At 28.7% G+C, this 16,295-nt stretch carries 15 protein-coding genes; 12 read left to right on the plus strand and 3 right to left on the minus strand.

Going from position 1 to position 16,295, the window contains the following annotated elements:
• Positions 1-8 precede the first annotated feature (8 nt).
• The 11 genes from BC748_RS06985 to BC748_RS07035 all read left to right on the plus strand — a co-directional run bounded on the left by BC748_RS06985 (position 9) and on the right by BC748_RS07035 (position 12,500).
• Complete coding sequence (locus BC748_RS06985; protein ID WP_133532766.1) at positions 9-1,406, plus strand: UDP-glycosyltransferase; 1,398 nt, start codon at positions 9-11, stop codon at positions 1,404-1,406.
• On the plus strand, positions 1,403-2,551 hold the full coding sequence (locus BC748_RS06990) for a glycosyltransferase family 4 protein (protein ID WP_133532767.1): 1,149 nt from the start codon (positions 1,403-1,405) through the stop codon (positions 2,549-2,551). Before BC748_RS06985 ends, BC748_RS06990 begins: the two co-directional genes overlap by 4 nt.
• Positions 2,552-2,655: 104 nt before the next feature.
• Positions 2,656-4,197 carry a glycosyltransferase family 2 protein gene (locus BC748_RS06995; RefSeq protein WP_133532768.1) on the plus strand — a complete coding sequence of 514 codons (1,542 nt, stop codon included), beginning with the start codon at positions 2,656-2,658 and terminating at the stop codon, positions 4,195-4,197.
• Entirely contained in the window at positions 4,194-5,192 is a 999-nt protein-coding gene (locus BC748_RS07000) for a glycosyltransferase family 2 protein (protein ID WP_133532769.1), read from the plus strand. The genes BC748_RS06995 and BC748_RS07000 overlap by 4 nt, the downstream gene beginning before the upstream one ends.
• Positions 5,189-5,995 carry a class I SAM-dependent methyltransferase gene (locus BC748_RS07005; protein WP_133532770.1) on the plus strand — a complete coding sequence of 269 codons (807 nt, stop codon included), beginning with the start codon at positions 5,189-5,191 and terminating at the stop codon, positions 5,993-5,995. The genes BC748_RS07000 and BC748_RS07005 overlap by 4 nt, the downstream gene beginning before the upstream one ends.
• Positions 5,996-6,009: 14 nt before the next feature.
• Positions 6,010-6,564, plus strand: coding sequence for a serine O-acetyltransferase (locus tag BC748_RS07010; protein WP_133532771.1), 555 nt, complete (start codon positions 6,010-6,012; stop codon positions 6,562-6,564).
• The gene (locus BC748_RS07015) at positions 6,564-7,700 is read left to right on the plus strand and encodes a glycosyltransferase family 4 protein (protein WP_133532772.1); all 1,137 of its coding nucleotides are present in this window, start codon (positions 6,564-6,566) and stop codon (positions 7,698-7,700) included. The genes BC748_RS07010 and BC748_RS07015 overlap by 1 nt, the downstream gene beginning before the upstream one ends.
• Positions 7,678-8,751 (plus strand): glycosyltransferase family 4 protein, encoded by a 1,074-nt coding sequence (locus tag BC748_RS07020; RefSeq protein WP_133532773.1) that lies wholly within the window; start codon positions 7,678-7,680, stop codon positions 8,749-8,751. Before BC748_RS07015 ends, BC748_RS07020 begins: the two co-directional genes overlap by 23 nt.
• Before the next feature lie 6 nt (positions 8,752-8,757).
• Complete coding sequence (locus BC748_RS07025; protein ID WP_133532774.1) at positions 8,758-10,107, plus strand: O-antigen ligase family protein; 1,350 nt, start codon at positions 8,758-8,760, stop codon at positions 10,105-10,107.
• Positions 10,070-11,080: a glycosyltransferase family 4 protein gene (locus BC748_RS07030; protein ID WP_133532775.1), complete on the plus strand. Its 1,011-nt coding sequence runs from the start codon at positions 10,070-10,072 to the stop codon at positions 11,078-11,080. Before BC748_RS07025 ends, BC748_RS07030 begins: the two co-directional genes overlap by 38 nt.
• Positions 11,081-11,108: 28 nt before the next feature.
• On the plus strand, positions 11,109-12,500 hold the full coding sequence (locus tag BC748_RS07035; protein ID WP_133532776.1) for a sugar transferase: 1,392 nt from the start codon (positions 11,109-11,111) through the stop codon (positions 12,498-12,500).
• On the opposite strand, the gene BC748_RS07040 is transcribed toward BC748_RS07035, so the two are convergent.
• Positions 12,480-13,595, minus strand: a complete 1,116-nt coding sequence (locus BC748_RS07040; protein WP_133532777.1) for a lipoprotein N-acyltransferase Lnb domain-containing protein — start codon at positions 13,593-13,595, stop codon at positions 12,480-12,482. The two genes, BC748_RS07035 and BC748_RS07040, sit on opposite strands and share 21 nt — an antisense overlap.
• A gap of 4 nt (positions 13,596-13,599) precedes the next feature.
• Positions 13,600-14,667, minus strand: a complete 1,068-nt coding sequence (locus BC748_RS07045; protein ID WP_484083215.1) for a putative type IX sorting system protein PorV2 — start codon at positions 14,665-14,667, stop codon at positions 13,600-13,602.
• A 109-nt stretch (positions 14,668-14,776) separates the two neighbouring features.
• On the opposite strand from BC748_RS07045, the gene BC748_RS07050 reads away from it, so the two are divergent.
• A complete protein-coding gene (locus BC748_RS07050) occupies positions 14,777-15,502 on the plus strand; it encodes a CDP-alcohol phosphatidyltransferase family protein (RefSeq protein WP_133532778.1) in 726 nt (241 codons plus the stop codon).
• A gap of 13 nt (positions 15,503-15,515) precedes the next feature.
• Here BC748_RS07050 and lptB read toward each other — a convergent pair whose 3' ends face one another.
• Positions 15,516-16,268, minus strand: a complete 753-nt coding sequence (lptB, locus tag BC748_RS07055) for an LPS export ABC transporter ATP-binding protein (RefSeq protein WP_133532779.1) — start codon at positions 16,266-16,268, stop codon at positions 15,516-15,518.
• Positions 16,269-16,295: the final 27 nt, after the last annotated feature.

Genomic DNA, 16,295 nt, shown 5'->3' on the forward strand with positions numbered 1-16,295 from the left:
AATTATAGATGACTTCCAAAAAAATATTCATATTACTACCCGATGGTATTGGTTTAAGAAATTTTGCTTTTACAAATTTTCATAAAATTGGTTTAGAAAAAGGTTTTGATATTACTTTTTGGAACAATACACCATTCGATATAAGTGAATTAGGCTATAAAGAAGTAAAAATTAATAATCCTAAAAACCATCCTCTTACAGAGATATACAAAAATGCTAGAAAGCAAATAGAGTTAAATCTTTTTATAAAAAGATTTAACGATACAACTTATAATAGTTATCGCTTTCCATTTTCTACTAAAACTGTAAAACAAAAAATAAAAACCTTTCTCACCAAAAGAATAATTTCAAAATATAATTCAGAAACAAGACTTAAAATTCTTTTAAAAAAAATTTCCGAGTTAGAAAAGAAAACGAACTATTTTGATGATTGTATAAATACGCTTCAAAAAGAGAAACCCAATTTTGTTTTTTGTACCAACCAAAGACCAATGTCAGCAATTGCTCCGATTGAAGCAGCAAAACAACTTGGAATTCCAACAGCTACATTTATTTTCTCTTGGGATAATCTTCCTAAAGCTACATTAGTTATCGATACAGATTATTATTTCGTTTGGAGTGAATTTATGAAAAAGGAAATATTGAAATATTATCCAAATATTTATGAAAATCAAATAGTTATAGTTGGAACGCCTCAATTTGAAAATCATTTTGATTTAAGTTTAAAAGTTGAAAAAGAAGTGTTTTTCAAAAAAAACAATCTTGATTTAGATAAAAAATACATTTGTTTTTCAGGTGATGATGTTACGACTTCTCCTAATGATCCACAGTATTTAAAGGACACTGCTGATGCTATTAGAAATCTGAATAAAAAAGGATTTAATCTAGGAATAGTTTTCAGAAGATGTCCTGTTGATTTTTCTAATAGATTTGATATTGTTCTAAATGATTACAAAGATGTTATTGTTCCAATAAATCCAGTTTGGAGAAAAATTGGTGAAGGATGGAATACCATTTTGCCAACATATGAAGACATGATACTACAAACAAATACCATTGCTCATACTGAATTTGTTATAAATCTTGGTTCTTCGATGGTTTTTGATTATGTATGTTATCAAAAACCATGTGTTTATATAAATTATGATGTCCTTAAATTGGAGTCATCAAATTGGAACGTTGAAAAAATTTATAAGTATATTCATTTTCGTTCGATGCCAACAAGTAATTCAGTGATTTGGTTTAACAATGTTGATGAAATAGAACAGAAAATTCAATCTATTTTAGAAAGAAAAGTTACAACATTGAAAGAGGCAACAACTTGGTTTGAAATTATAAATCAAAAGCCAGCAAACCAAGCATCAGAAAGAATTTGGGAATTTATTAATACGCTAACAGAAAAATGAAAATAGGATTTTTAACACCCGAATTTCCACATCCAAAATTTGGACATTCTGGTGGAATTGGTACAAGTATATTGAATTTATCAAAAGGACTATCCCAATTAGGAAATCAGGTTTCAATTTTTGTTTATGGACAATCTGAAGATGAAGTATTTGAAGAAGATGGAATTACATTTTACAGAATTAAAAATGTAAAAATAAAAGGACTTTCATTATTTTTTACTCAAAAAAAAGTTCAAAAACTAGTTAATTCTTTAGTTAAAAAAAATCAATTAGATCTATTAGAATCACCTGATTGGACAGGATTTTCATCGAATATAAAAGCCAAATGTCCATTAGTAGTTAAGTTACACGGTTCGGATACTTATTTTTGTCATTTAGATAAAAGGCCTGTTAAATTCAAAAATAAATATAACGAAAAAAAAGCATTGAAAAATGCAGATGCAATAGCATCAGTTAGTGAATATACAGCTAATGTAACGAGAGAATTATTTGATTTAGATAGAAAAATTGAAGTTATTCCAAATAGTATTGACTTGAAACAATTTTCCGCAATTGATAGTAATTCAGACCATATTATACTTTATTTTGGAACTCTAATTCGGAAAAAAGGACTTCTTGAATTGCCTTTGATTTTTAATGAAGTATATAAGCAAAATCAAGAAGCAAAATTAGTTCTTGTTGGAAAAGACACACCCGATGTATTATCTGGAAATGACTCTACTTGGACTATCATGCAAAAATTATTTGATACCAAGGCGTTGGAAAATGTTACTTACTTAGGAAGTGTTTCTTATGATAAAATTAAAACACTAATTAGCAACGCAACATTATGCGTTTTCCCTACATTTGCCGAAGCATTACCAGTTTCATGGATTGAGTCAATGGCAATGGAAAAGCCTGTAGTAGCAAGTAATATAGGTTGGGCAAAAGAAATTATTGAAGATGGAAAGGAAGGATATTTAGTTGATCCAAAATCGCACCATGAGTTTGCTGAAAAAATAAATAAATTGCTACTTGATAAAGAACTCAGTCTAAAATTTGGTAAAGCATCAAGAGCCAAAGTTATACTTAAGTTTAGTCTTGAAGTTGTAGCTAATCAAAATGTCGATTTTTATAAAAAAGTTTTATCAAATTGGCATAGATAAGATTGATTTTAATATTAAGTAATTGATTAACAAATAATAAAAATCAGCCTCGAATCCTGTCAAATAATTACTTTTGTTGGATTAGTATTGAATACATTTTAAAGATGATTATTTTTTTTCACGATAATTCAAAAATTACAGAAATAGTTTCTTCAAATGGAGATAATTTTTCGGTTACAAAGAATAGTTTGATTGTTCCAACAATCATTGAATTTGCTGAAAAAAATAATAATGAAATTCTTGTATGGTGTCATCAAAATGAAAAAGAAAACTTAAATCATTCCTTTATTGAAAGCTTTTTTTTCCACAATAAGTTTTTAATATCATTCAATCCTAGTGATTCTAATTACTTTGAAAGATATGTTGGATATATTGAAGATACTCAGTTTGTTAATGTTAACAAAAAAGTAAAATATGCTACTTGGATGATGAGTAGTTATGTTGGAGCAATACATGCCGCTACGATTATTGCATTTAAAAACAGTAATAATAGAAAAGATAATTTTGATTATTTTTTAAACTCAATTGCTCGATTGGGATTACCAAAAGGATTATTTTGTTATTCCGCACCAAAATTATTAATCAAACCATCTCAAAATGTCAATCTAAAATCGGCTTCTCTTTTTGATTTATATCGTTTCACAAAACAGCATTATAGAATTAGATGGGTTTTTCTACTTTTTTTCAGTTTACTTCTTTTTGAAAAGAAATTTACTTTTGCTCCTTTTCTTGCTTCACTTTTCTATAAAAGAAGAACAATAAGCACCAAAAATTTAGACCAAATTACTTTAGTTTCTAAAATAAATAAATTAGAAATAAGGTCAATTGATGTCCTGATACCAACTATTGGAAGAAAAAAATACTTGTTAGATGTTTTAAAAAAATTAGCATCTCAAACTCATTTGCCAGCTAATGTTATCATCATTGAGCAAAACCCAATTGAAAATTCAGTCTCTGAGTTAGAATATATCGATGAAAACTGGCCTTTCAAAATAAAACATCATTTTACACATCAAACTGGTGCTTGTAATGCTAGAAATATTGGACTTCAATTAATAGAAAGTGAATTTGTTTTTATGGCGGATGATGATATTGATTTTGAAAACACCTTACTTGAAAATGCTATTTCGATTTTTGAAAAAATGAATTTTGATGCCTTTTTAGTCGCTTGCCATCTTCAATCACAAGTAATTAAAGTAGAATCACCAAAACAATTTGCCGTTTTTGGTGCAGGACATGCTTTTGTAAAATCAAGCTGTTTAAAAAACATTAAATTTAATACTTCGTATGAATTTGGATTTGGTGAAGACAATGATTTTGGAATGCAACTCAGAAATAAAGGATACGATATTCATTATATTTCCGATTTTAAAATTTTACACCTGAAGGCGCCAATTGGAGGTTTTAGAGTAAAACCAAAACGTCTTTGGAGTGATGATGTTATTCATTCTAAACCATCGCCAACGGTTATGTTATTTAGAATTCTACATTGTTCAAATGAACAAAATTCCAGTTATAAATTAACTTTGTTCATCAAAAACATTAATAAAAGTTTTTTTTTAAATCCTTTCAATTACATATCATTGTTTAAAAAAAGATGGAATAGAAGTTTGTATTGGGCAAATATTTTAAAAAATAAAAGATGAATTTCACATTAATAATATGCACATATATGCGACCTGAAGCGTTGTGTAAATTATTACTATCAATTGATAAACAAACGGTATATCCATCTGAAATTTTGATTATTGATGGTTCATTGAACAATGAAACCAACCTTATGCTAGAAAAAAATGTCTTCAAAAATCTACATTATTTTTTAGTTGATAGGGTAAATAGAGGTTTGACAAAACAACGAAACTTTGGAATTAATAAAACTTCTGAAAGCTCTGAAATCATTTTTTTTCTTGATGATGATACGATTTTAGAACCAAACTATTTTGAAGAAATCTTAAAGACTTATTCTTTATATCCAGATGCATTGGGAGTTGGAGGTTACATCAATAATGAAGTAGTATGGAAAAAAGTTCCGGGAGATTATAGACCAAAAAGCAACGAATTTTTATATGATGGTTGGATAAGAAATGAAAGTAGTCGATTTATAATTAGAAAAAAATTACAACTCGATGCTGATAGAAATCCAGGTTGTCATCCTTCATTTTCTCATGGAAGAAGTATTAGTTTTTTACCGCCATCGGGAAAAACATATGAAGTTGAACAGTTAATGGGTGGTGTTTCCTCTTTTAGAAAATTAGTATTCAAAACTTTTCAATTTTCTACTTATTTTGAAGGATATGGTTTGTATGAAGATGCTGATTTTACGCTAAGAGTTTCTAAAACTGGAAAATTATATATAAATACAAATGCACAACTTGGTCATTTTCATGACTCAGCAGGAAGACCGAATAAATATAATTATGGAAAGATGGTTGTTAGAAATGGTTGGTATGTTTGGCGTGTTAAATATCCAAAACCAAGTATAAAAGATAAATTTAAATGGCATTCTATAACTTTATTATTGACATTCATCAGATTTAGCAATATATTTACAACCAATAAAAAACAAGAAGCTTTTACTGAATTTATGGGGAGAACATTAGGATGGTTTTCTTTATTTAGCAACAAACCAAGACAGAAATGAGAACGCAAGAGGAAATAATTGAAATCAACAAAAAACAAAAAGAGTTTTATAATCATAAAAAGAAAAATCTTCCAACAAGAATTTGGTCTTTTGTTCGTGAAAAAACATTAAAAAAAATCAGAAAAGATATTGGAGTACTCAATCAATCTTATGATTTACATAAAGTTTGGTTTGGAGATGTTTCAAATAAAAAAGTACTTGATTTAGGTTGTTTTGCCGGGAATTATTGGAGTTTATATTTAGCGGAACATAGTAAACAATATATAGGACTAGATTTAAGTGATTTAGCGATTGAAAAACTAAATAAAAGGATTGAGAAATTTCCAAATGCAAAAGCCGTAGCTGTTGATTTTCTCTCGGATGACTTTGCTGAAAAAGATTTTGATATAATTTATGCCTATGGCGTTTTGCATCACTTTCAAAATCCGGATGTATTAATTGCTAAACTAAACGAAAAATTAGCTCCAAACGGAACCATAATTAGTTATGATCCATTGGAGACAAGTTTACCGATAAAATTTATCAGAGTTTTGTACAGACCATTTCAATCAGATAAAGATTGGGAATGGCCATTTTCCAGAAAAACCTATTATAAATTTCACAATACTTTTAAAGTTATTGAAAGACATGGTGTTTTAGGTCAAGCGAAATGGTATTTTTTGATAAACTTATTGCCAATTTCAGATGAAAAAAAGCAAGCAATTGGAAAAAAATGGCATAAAAAAGATTGGGATTTATCAGCTACTTCAGATAGTCATTTATTTAAGTGTATGCAATTGACGATGTTAATGCAGAAAAAGTAATTTAAAAAAACTTAATGACTGTTGTTCAATTAATAATATCCGATTTCAAAAAACACAAAAAATATGGTGCTAACTTTCTTGTAATACTATTTTTTACACAAGGATTTTGGGCAACTTTTCAATACCGAATTGCTAATTATTTTCACAGAAAAATAAGATTGCAGCCATTTAGAGCAATTTTTTTGTACCCAATGTTTTTTTGGCAAAAATTAATTGAGATTTTCGCAGGAATTTCAATACCGTCATCTGCACAAATAGGACATTCTTTTTATGTAGCCCATTTTGGTGGAATAATTTTAAATTCGAAGGTCATAATTGGCAATAATTGCAATATTTCTCAAGGAGTTTCAATTGGTGTTTCAGGATTAGGAGAATTTAGAGGAGTTCCAATAATTGGCGACAATGTTTTTATTGGTTCAAATAGCATTGTTGCTGGTAAAATAAAGGTTGGAAATAATGCTTTAATTGGTTCATGTTCTTTGGTAACTTCAAATGTTGAAGAAAACGCTGTTATGCTTGGCGTTCCAGCGGTAAAAATTTCAGAAAAAAGTTCAAAAGGATATATTTAATGAGATTAGTTATACTATCAAATGCACCATTAATAAAGCAGCAAGAGGAATATTTTGCTTACAGTCCTTATGTAAAAGAGATTGAATATTGGATGAAGCACTCTGATGAGACTGTCTTTGTGTGTGCTGTTTTACCTGAATATAAAAATCTTTTAATAGAAAAAATAAATCCCATAATAAAAGAAGTAGTTGTACTCAAGGATTTTAATCTAACAACAATAAAAAATTCTTTTTTTGCTTTTTTCTATTCGTTTTATAATTGTTTTATAATTTACAAAGCATTCAAAAAAGCGGATCACATCCATTTGCGTTGCCCCGGAAATATTGGATTGTTGGGTTGTTTAGTTCAAATTTTATTTCCAAAAAAAATAAAAACTGCTAAATACGCAGGAAATTGGGCTCCAAATTCTAATCAGCCATTAACATATCGAATTCAAAAATGGATTTTAAACAATACCCTTCTTACCAAAAATATGCAAGTATTAGTTTATGGCGAATGGGATGGAAGTTCAAAAAATATAAAACCTTTTTTTACAGCAACTTATAAAGAAATTGATAAAGCCAATGTTTTTCCAAGAGATTTTTCAAATGCAATAAAGTTTTTATTTATAGGAACATTATCTTCCGGAAAAAGGCCATTATATGCTATACAACTCATCGAAAGTTTAAGAAAATCAGGGTGTAAAGTTGCATTGGATTTATATGGAGAAGGAAGTGAAAGACTTGATTTAGAAAACTATATTAAAAATAATTCACTTGAGAATTATATAAATTTAAAAGGAAATCATTCTCAAGAAACAATTAAAAAGGAATTGCAAGAAAATCATTTTGTAGTTTTACCCTCAAAGAGTGAAGGTTGGCCAAAAGTTTTAGCTGAAGGAATGTTTTGGGGTTGTCTACCCATTTCGACAGCCATTTCTTGTGTTCCAACTATGTTAAATAATGAAGAAAGAGGCTTATTACTTTCACTAGATATTGAAAAAGACACGGAAAAAATTTTAAAACTACTTTCAAATGAAAATCATTATCAAAAAATGTCATTGAAAGCAATAGAATGGTCTAGAAAATATACACTTGACTATTTTGAAACCGAAATAAAAAAATTACTTCAAGATGAGAATAATTCAAATCATTGATTCCTTGGAAGTTGGAGGAGCAGAAAAAATGTCTGTCAATTATGCTAATGCGTTATCAGAAAAAATTGAATTTTCAGGATTAGTTTCCACTAGGAAGGAAGGCTATCTTAAAGAGCTTATCGATAAAAAAGTTAGCTATCTTTTCCTTAATAGAAAAAAAAGATTTGATATTGAAGCTGTTATGCGTTTAAAAGAGTATTGTATTTTTAATAATGTAGAATTTGTTCAATCTCATAGCAGTTCTTATTTTATTGCTTTCATGTTAAAGCTTATCTATCCTAAAATTAAAATTATTTGGCATGATCACAATGGTTTGAGTGAGTTTTTAGGAAAAAGGAATACCTATGCCGTTAAAATGGCTTCCTTCTTATTTAGAGGAGTAATAGCAGTAAATTATCAGTTAAAAAATTGGGCAGAAAGAGATTTGTTTTGTAAAAATGTAACCTATTTGCCAAATTTCACCAAGTTTGATAAAGGTATTGAACACGAAACAGTATTAAAAGGAATTTCAGGAAAACGAATTTTGTGTTTAGCAAATTTGCGCCATCAAAAAAATCATTTTTTATTATTAGAAATAGCAGAAAAATTTAAATCAAATTACCCAGATTGGACTTTTCATTTGGTTGGTAAATGTTTTGAAGATCAATATTCTAAAGATGTAAGGGAAATGCATGTTCAAAAAAATCTTCAAGAAACTGTATTTATTTATGGAACTAGAAAAGATACAGAAAACATAATAAATCAATCTGACATAGCTATTTTAACTTCTAATTCAGAAGGATTACCTGTTGCTTTGTTAGAGTATGGATTGTGTAAAAAACCGGTTGTTTCAACTAGTGTTGGTGAAATTCCATTAATTATTAAAAATGATGAAAATGGTTTTACAGTTCCTGTAAATGATGTTAAAAGTTTTTACAATGTTCTAGAAAAATTGATAAATGATAAAGGATTAAGAGAAAAACTTGGAGCAAATTTGAATGTAACTATAAACGAGAATAATTCTGAAGAAGCAATTATAAATAGGTACATAACTTGGTTAAAAACAATATAAATAACAATGAAAGATAGAAATTATATACTTTTAGTTGTGATTCATGCTTTATTGGGCATTCTAATATATTTATTTCCATTTTTATCAAAAATTTATGCTGTAGCAATTGTAGTTTTTGGATTTTTATATGTTTTAAAAACTCAGAACAAAAGCAATAATGTTCTACTAGTTGCAGGTTATGTTGTTGGTAGTGAGGTTTTTTTAAGGATGACACAAGGAAGTTTTTTTTATGAATTCTCAAAGTATGGCGTTATGTTTTTCTTGCTTATGGGAATGTATTATAGAGGATTTTCTAAAAATGCATTACCTATGTGGATATACTTATTGCTACTAATTCCAGGAGTAATAATAGCCACAGAAACCCTCAATCTGACTACTGATATAAGAAAAGCTATTCTATTTAATATTTCTGGACCTCTTTGTCTTGGTGTAGCTGGTATTTATTGTTATAACAGAAAAATTTTATTCACTGATGTTAATAAAATATTGCTTTTTATAGGTTTACCAATTATATCAAATACAGTATATCTAATTTTAGTAACACCAGATTTAAAAGAAGTTCTAGTAGGAACAGGTTCAAATCCATTAACCTCTGGAGGTTTTGGACCTAATCAAGTTGCTACTGTCTTTGGGTTAGGAATGTTTGTTTTCTTTTCACGATTGTTGTTCGAATCAAAATCCAAACTGATTATGATTGTTAATATGATAATTGTTTTCAATATCTCTTATCGTGGTTTATTAACATTTTCAAGAGGAGGAATGATTACTGGATTTATAATGATAATTATATTATTAGTAATCATTTACATAAAAACTAATTCTGCTGTAAAAAGCAAATTGAATTTAATGTTTATTTTTTTATCTATAATTATGTTAATAACATGGTTATATGCATCCAATGAAACGGATGGACTTATTGAAAAACGATATGCCAATCAAGATGCAAGTGGGAGAACAAAAGAAAGCCAGCTGTCTGGTCGAGAAGATATTTATAAATCTGAAGTTAATGCATTTCTTGCAAGTCCTGTTTTTGGTGTTGGAGTAGCAAAAGGAGTAGAAATTAGAGAAGCAGAAACAGGAGGTCTTATTATAGCTTCACATAATGAAATTACTAGAATGCTTGCAGAACATGGTATTATGGGAATTTTTGCTCTAATGATTTTATTTATAACACCAATGTTCTTGTATATATCCAATAGAGAACATTTATTTTTGTTTTGTTTTATAATATTTTGGATTTTAACAATAAATCATGCTGCAATGAGAATAGCAGCTCCAGCCTTTATTTACTCACTTTCGCTATTAAAAGTCAAAATGTATGAAGACGATACTATATATAGGGAACAAACTGTCTAACAAAGGTAATAACCCAACTTTAATTGATACTTTAGGTAAGTATCTCGAAAGTGAAAATTATAAAGTTTACTACGCATCCTCACAGAAAAATAAGGTTTTAAGAATGCTCGATATGACTATGTGTGTTCTAAAATATGCAAAAAAAGCTGACTATGTTTTAATAGATACTTATAGTACAACTAATTTTTGGTATGCTTTTCTAACAAGTCAAATATGTAGAATATTTTCAACTAAATATATACCAATTCTTCATGGAGGAATGTTACCTTCAAGGCTTATAAAAAGTAAAACAATTTCAGAGATGATTTTTAAAAATGCTCACATAAATATCGCGCCTTCAGGATTTTTATTGAATGCATTTATATCGAATGGATTTGAAAATACTAAATTAATACCTAATTCAATTCAGCTAGAAAATTTTCCATTTCAATCAAGAAGTTATGATTTTCCTAGATTATTTTGGTTAAGGTCATTTTCTAAAATTTATAATCCTATTTTGGCTGTAAAAGTATTTTTAAAACTTAGGGAAACATTTCCTCAAGCCACACTGTGTATGGTTGGACCAAAAAAAGACGATAGTTTTGAAGAAACTAAGAATTTTGCTGAAAAGAATAACTTAAATATTGAATTTAAAGGAAAACTTTCAACAAAAGAATGGATTTCAATATCTAATAATTATAATGTTTTTTTGAATACAACACATTTCGACAATACACCATTAAGTGTTATTGAAATTATGGCTTTGGGAATTCCAATAGTTTCTACAAATGTTGGTGGAATACCTTATTTGCTTGATCATAATTTTAATGCTTTGTTAGTAAATGATAATGATTTAGAAAAAATGGTTTCAGAAGTTGAAAGAATATTTGTAGAAAAAGAGTTAGCGGAAAAATTGATTACCAATGCCCAAAATACGGTCAAGAACTTCGATTGGAAAATTATAAAAAACCAATGGATTGAGATATTACAATAATTAGTAACTTGCAGCTTCAAAAAAGTTTATGAATAAATATAAAGATATACACTTTGAAGTTTCAGAAAGGAAAATTCTACTTAGGATTTTTGACGTAATTTCTGTGCTTCTTTCTTTATATTTTGTAGGTGTAATTTTTCATTTTGATTATTTCAATATCTCAGCAACTAATTACTATTGGACAATTGTTTTAGCAGTTTATATCTTAATGATTGGTTCCATTTTTGAAATGTACAATTTACAAGTAGCAAGTAGTCAATTTCAAATAATAAAAAGTATAATATTAACCTCTTCAACAACAGTTCTTTTATATCTTTTAACACCTTTTTATACACCAGTTTTACCATCAAATCGTGTTCAAATTTTAATTTTCTTTTTTGCCATTTTTGGAGCATTGTTTTTGTGGAGAATTACTTATGTTCGTTTTTTTGCTTCCAATAGATTTGTGAAAAAAGTAATCTTAATTTGTGATCAAGATCAAGCAGAAGAGTTAATTAATGGATTGGTGTCTGTTGATCCACATTACAGAGTTTTAGGTTTTGTAAATTCTGATAGTAATGCAGAGCACAATGATAACTTTATCATAAATAACATACCAATTGATGGGTTAGGGAAATTTGTAAATAAAAATTCAGTTTCAGAAATAGTTGTTGCATCTCAAAAAACGGATGGAATAACAGTTAAACTTTATAATCAACTAATTAATCTTTTAGAAAATGGTTATATAATTCGTGAATATACTCAAGTTTATGAGTCAATAACTCAGCGAATTCCTGTTCAATATGTTTCAAGAGATTTTTATAGATATTTTCCTTTTAGCAGAAGCAATCAAAATCATTTTTATTTAATAATTGTTAGACTTCTTGAAATCATAATTTCTTCAATAGGAATTGTATTTGGAATAGTAATACTACCACTAATTCTAATAGGGAATTTGATTGGAAATAGAGGTGATTTATTTTATACTCAAAAACGTGTCGGCAAAAATGGTGAAGTTTTTAAAATCGTAAAATTTAGAACGATGGTTAAAAATGCTGAAAAAAATGGAGCTGTTTTTGCAACTACAAACGATGTTAGAATTACACCATTCGGTAAATTTTTAAGAAAATCACGATTGGATGAATTTCCTCAATTTATTAATATTTTAAAAGGTGATATGGCAGTTATTGGACCTAGACCAGAACGACCAGTTTTTGTAAAAGAAATTGCTGAAGTAATGCCTTTTTATGAAACAAGACATGTTGTAAAGCCTGGTTTGACAGGTTGGGCACAAGTCAATTATTCTTATGGAGCAACTATTGATGACAGTTTAATTAAACTTCAATATGATTTATATTATATCAAGCACAGAAGTCTTTTTCTTGATTTTAATATACTTTTTAAAACCTTTAGTACTGTTTTATTTTACAGAGGACAATAGTTTTTCCTGACTTTTTTTCTTTAATTTTAGTAAAATATAAATACTACTCAAAATGAATGGTATCATAAGAACTAAATAAGGTTTTGTGAAAATAATTACAATATAAACTAATAAAAGAATTAGATTAAAATCTATTATTTTTTTGAAAATGTTTCCTTTTACAAATGGTAATAGAATAAATAAAGGACTAAAAAGTAGTGCGTTATAATTCCAAAGAATTTCTTGATGTTCTGAATAAAAACCAACTAAACAAAGGAAAATACCCAAAAGTCCGCAAACAGATAAATAACTCAAAAATAAAATTCGTTTGTTGATTACAATTATAAGTAGGAGAAAAGCAATTATAAAATAAATGCTGTTAAAGAAAGAAAAAGAAGTTGGTTTTTCTTTTCCTTTAATAATAATCTCTTTTTTTGATACAAGTAATTTTCCATCAACTTTTGCCTTGTCTAAACTATTTAAAAGTTCAACAGGTAAGAACAATTTTTCAGCTTTCGCATCTGTTTTTGCGCCAAAAATGATGTTGATGCCTAGTTTGTACCAAAAATAATCATCAAAATAAGGATATAATAATTCGCGGTAACTGATTGATTTGTCATCTACTTTTTCAATAAGTTTTTCGCTAAATAATCCATTGATTTTATCGGCAACCATAGTAGTGCAGTTTTTGTCAATGAACTTGTAGGTGTAATATTTTTCAGTAGAAAATAAGTTGGTATTCAAATGCTCAAAAAGTTCTTGTTTTTTTTCTAACGAAAGATTTAATTTTTGTTCAATAACTTCTCTTTCGTCCATTTGATATTCCATGATAAAATCTTCTACTGAAGTTGCTGTCATGAAATATTGTAAATCGCCTTTGACAAATTTTAAATAAAAATTCTCGGTTCTAAAATCAAAAGCACCATAATTATACACTACATCCAGTTGATTTTCAACATCTTTAATTCGTAAAGCAGTATGACCAAAAGTGGAATACAATTGATCTCCACGTCCGCAAGTAAAAATACTTACTTCGGTTGATGGCGAAAGTTTTTGTTCCTGTGAAAACGCAATACTAGTGAATAGTAAAAGAAAAAAGAATATTTTTTTGAACATGATTTTATCTAAAAATGCTTAAATCTACTTTTACCGAAAATATATTGGAATACAAAGCGGCACTTTGGTCACCCAAATCGGTTAAGGCATAATCAACTTGAATTCCTCTGTATTTAAAACCTAAGCCAATATTTGGTTGAAAATTTACTTTAGTTGAACCATCAAGTTGTACTACATTTTGAAAATTTCCAACTCCAGCACGAAGAAAAACTAAATCGGTATAGCCAAATTCAAATCCAATTGCTGGATCAATACTAACTGCATCGGAAGCCAAAATATCATTAGTTCTTGCAAATTGCATGTTTAAATTTACGGCAGCTAATAATGTATAATCATAATGGAATTCAAATTTTTTAGCAATTCCAAGTTGTGCTTTCGGTAAAGTGATTTCGGTATCTTCAGGCAGATCTTGATTTTGACCTTCAACAGCATCTTTAATTTCGTTGAATTTATCTTCATCAATTGCCCAAACATTATAAGTTGTAGTTATGTCGCGAACCATTATACCAAATTGCCAATCATCTTTCTGATATTGCAAACCAGCATCTATTCCAAAACCCCAAGAATTAGCAAATTCACCAATAATTCTTCGGATAACTTTAGCATTTACTCCATAGGTAATCTCTTTTAGTTGTGATTTTCTAGCATAGGAAAACGTCAAGGCATAATCGGCAGTAGAAAAAAGACTAATTCTATTATAATCAATATTTCCTTGACTATCAATTAATTGTGTAGTGTTTAAAATATCATCAACTCCAAAACGAATTAATGAAATTCCCCAAGCACTTCTGTCATCAATTTTTTTGGCGTAAGCAGCATAATCATATTGGGCAATATTGGCAAAATAACTGGCATGCATCAACGAAGCTTCACTGTCTTCTATTCGAAATAATCCTGCAGGATTCCAATAGCCTGAATTAACGTTTCCAGTTGAAGCGGTAACTGCATTCGACATTCCTAATGCAGCAGCATCAACACCAATATTCATAAACTCATTAGAATACTTTCTAACTGACTGAGCATGAGTTAAAATGCTAACAAAAAGCAATAAAACAAAAAGCGTTTTTTTCAAGGCAATTTTTCTTTTTACAAATATCATATAAAAATCTCTAATATAAAACGTAGAATGCTCTAACATATTGTATTAAATTTGTAAAAATTTCAAATTAATACACTAACCAATGAATATCAAAGCCCTAATTCCCAACTTATTTACGATGCTTAATTTGTTTTGTGGTTGCGTTGCATTGGTTTTTGTGGCTGATTTTAAATTTGAATTAGCTTTTTATCTGGTATGTTTGGGTATTTTTTTCGATTTTTTTGATGGTTTTTTTGCTAGAAAATTCAATGTTGCTGGTCCGCTTGGAGTTCAATTAGACTCATTAGCTGATATGATAACCAGTGGAGTTGTTCCAGGTTATGCGATGTATCAAATTTTGTATAATATAGAGATGTTTTTTGGAACAATTTACAGTGATTTTATTCCTTTTCTAGGCTTTATCATTACTCTTGGTGCTTGTTATCGCTTAGCAAAATTTAATATTGACACACGACAATCCGATAGTTTTATTGGCTTGCCAACACCAGCAAATGCTCTTTTTTTTACAAGTTTACCTTTAATAGCCGATTATTTTCACACTGAAATTGATTTAGGTTTTTCTTATAGTAAATGGATTTTATTAGCATTAACTTTTTTAAGCGCTTATGTCATGAACGCTGAAATTCCATTGTTTTCTTTAAAGATTAAAAACTTCATTTTTGCCAAATATAAGTTGCAGATTTTCTTTTTAGCCATTTCAGTTTTGATGCTGATTTTTCTTCAAATTGTGGCTGTTCCACTGATAATCTTGATTTATGTCTTACTTTCAGTAATCAATAATATAGTAAACAAAAAAGCTTCCGTTTAGAAAGCTTTTTTATTTAATGAGGCTGATTAAAATCAATTTTCTTTTTACGAAGTTCAAAATTTTGACCTAAATATACTTTTCGTACCATTTCGTCTTCAACTAATTCTTCTGGTTTTCCAGCTTTCAAGATTCCACCTTCAAACATTAAATAGGTTTTATCAGTGATAGCAAGTGTTTCTTGAACGTTATGGTCGGTTATTAAAATCCCGATGTTCTTATTTTTTAATTGCGCTACAATTCGCTGAATATCTTCTACGGCAACAGGATCAACTCCGGCAAATGGCTCGTCCAAAAGAATAAATTTCGGGTCGGTTGCCAAGGCACGTGCGATTTCGGTTCTTCGTCGTTCTCCACCAGAAAGTAAATCACCACGATTAGTTCGGATATGTTGCAAACTAAATTCGTCAATTAAACTTTCCATTTTAGCTTCTTGTTCCGCTTTTGAAAGATTGGTTAACTGCAAAACACTCAAAATGTTATCTTCAATACTCAGTTTTCTAAAAACCGAAGCTTCTTGAGCTAAATAACCAATGCCATATTGTGCGCGTTTGTACATTGGAAATTCGGTAATATTCATATCGTCAAGATAAATATTACCTGAATTTGGTTTTACTAAACCTACAATCATATAGAACGAAGTTGTTTTTCCAGCTCCATTTGGACCAAGTAATCCAACAATTTCTCCTTGATTCACTTCTACAGAAATGCCTTTTACAACACTTCTTTTTTTATAGGTTTTAACTAAATTTTCAGCTCTTAATTTCATATCTAGAGATTCAGATTTTTAGAAAGT

Origin of the sequence: Flavobacterium dankookense (genome assembly GCF_004362665.1) — a bacterium.
Classification (GTDB): Bacteria; Bacteroidota; Bacteroidia; order Flavobacteriales; family Flavobacteriaceae; genus Flavobacterium; species Flavobacterium dankookense.

Bases quoted from the DNA above. Each gene is read 5' to 3' on its own strand.
- BC748_RS07005 (WP_133532770.1), top strand. From the start codon at position 5,189: ATGAGAACGCAAGAGGAAATAATTGAAATCAACAAAAAACAAAAAGAG.
- BC748_RS06995 (WP_133532768.1), top strand. From the start codon at position 2,656: ATGATTATTTTTTTTCACGATAATTCAAAAATTACAGAAATAGTTTCT.
- BC748_RS07025 (WP_133532774.1), top strand. From the start codon at position 8,758: ATGAAAGATAGAAATTATATACTTTTAGTTGTGATTCATGCTTTATTG.
- BC748_RS07030 (WP_133532775.1), top strand. From the start codon at position 10,070: ATGAAGACGATACTATATATAGGGAACAAACTGTCTAACAAAGGTAAT.
- BC748_RS07015 (WP_133532772.1), top strand. From the start codon at position 6,564: ATGAGATTAGTTATACTATCAAATGCACCATTAATAAAGCAGCAAGAG.
- lptB (WP_133532779.1), bottom strand. From the start codon at position 16,268: ATGAAATTAAGAGCTGAAAATTTAGTTAAAACCTATAAAAAAAGAAGT.
- BC748_RS07050 (WP_133532778.1), top strand. From the start codon at position 14,777: ATGAATATCAAAGCCCTAATTCCCAACTTATTTACGATGCTTAATTTG.
- BC748_RS07020 (WP_133532773.1), top strand. From the start codon at position 7,678: ATGAGAATAATTCAAATCATTGATTCCTTGGAAGTTGGAGGAGCAGAA.
- BC748_RS07010 (WP_133532771.1), top strand. From the start codon at position 6,010: ATGACTGTTGTTCAATTAATAATATCCGATTTCAAAAAACACAAAAAA.
- BC748_RS06990 (WP_133532767.1), top strand. From the start codon at position 1,403: ATGAAAATAGGATTTTTAACACCCGAATTTCCACATCCAAAATTTGGA.
- BC748_RS07000 (WP_133532769.1), top strand. From the start codon at position 4,194: ATGAATTTCACATTAATAATATGCACATATATGCGACCTGAAGCGTTG.
- BC748_RS07040 (WP_133532777.1), bottom strand. From the start codon at position 13,595: ATGTTCAAAAAAATATTCTTTTTTCTTTTACTATTCACTAGTATTGCG.
- BC748_RS07035 (WP_133532776.1), top strand. From the start codon at position 11,109: ATGAATAAATATAAAGATATACACTTTGAAGTTTCAGAAAGGAAAATT.
- BC748_RS06985 (WP_133532766.1), top strand. From the start codon at position 9: ATGACTTCCAAAAAAATATTCATATTACTACCCGATGGTATTGGTTTA.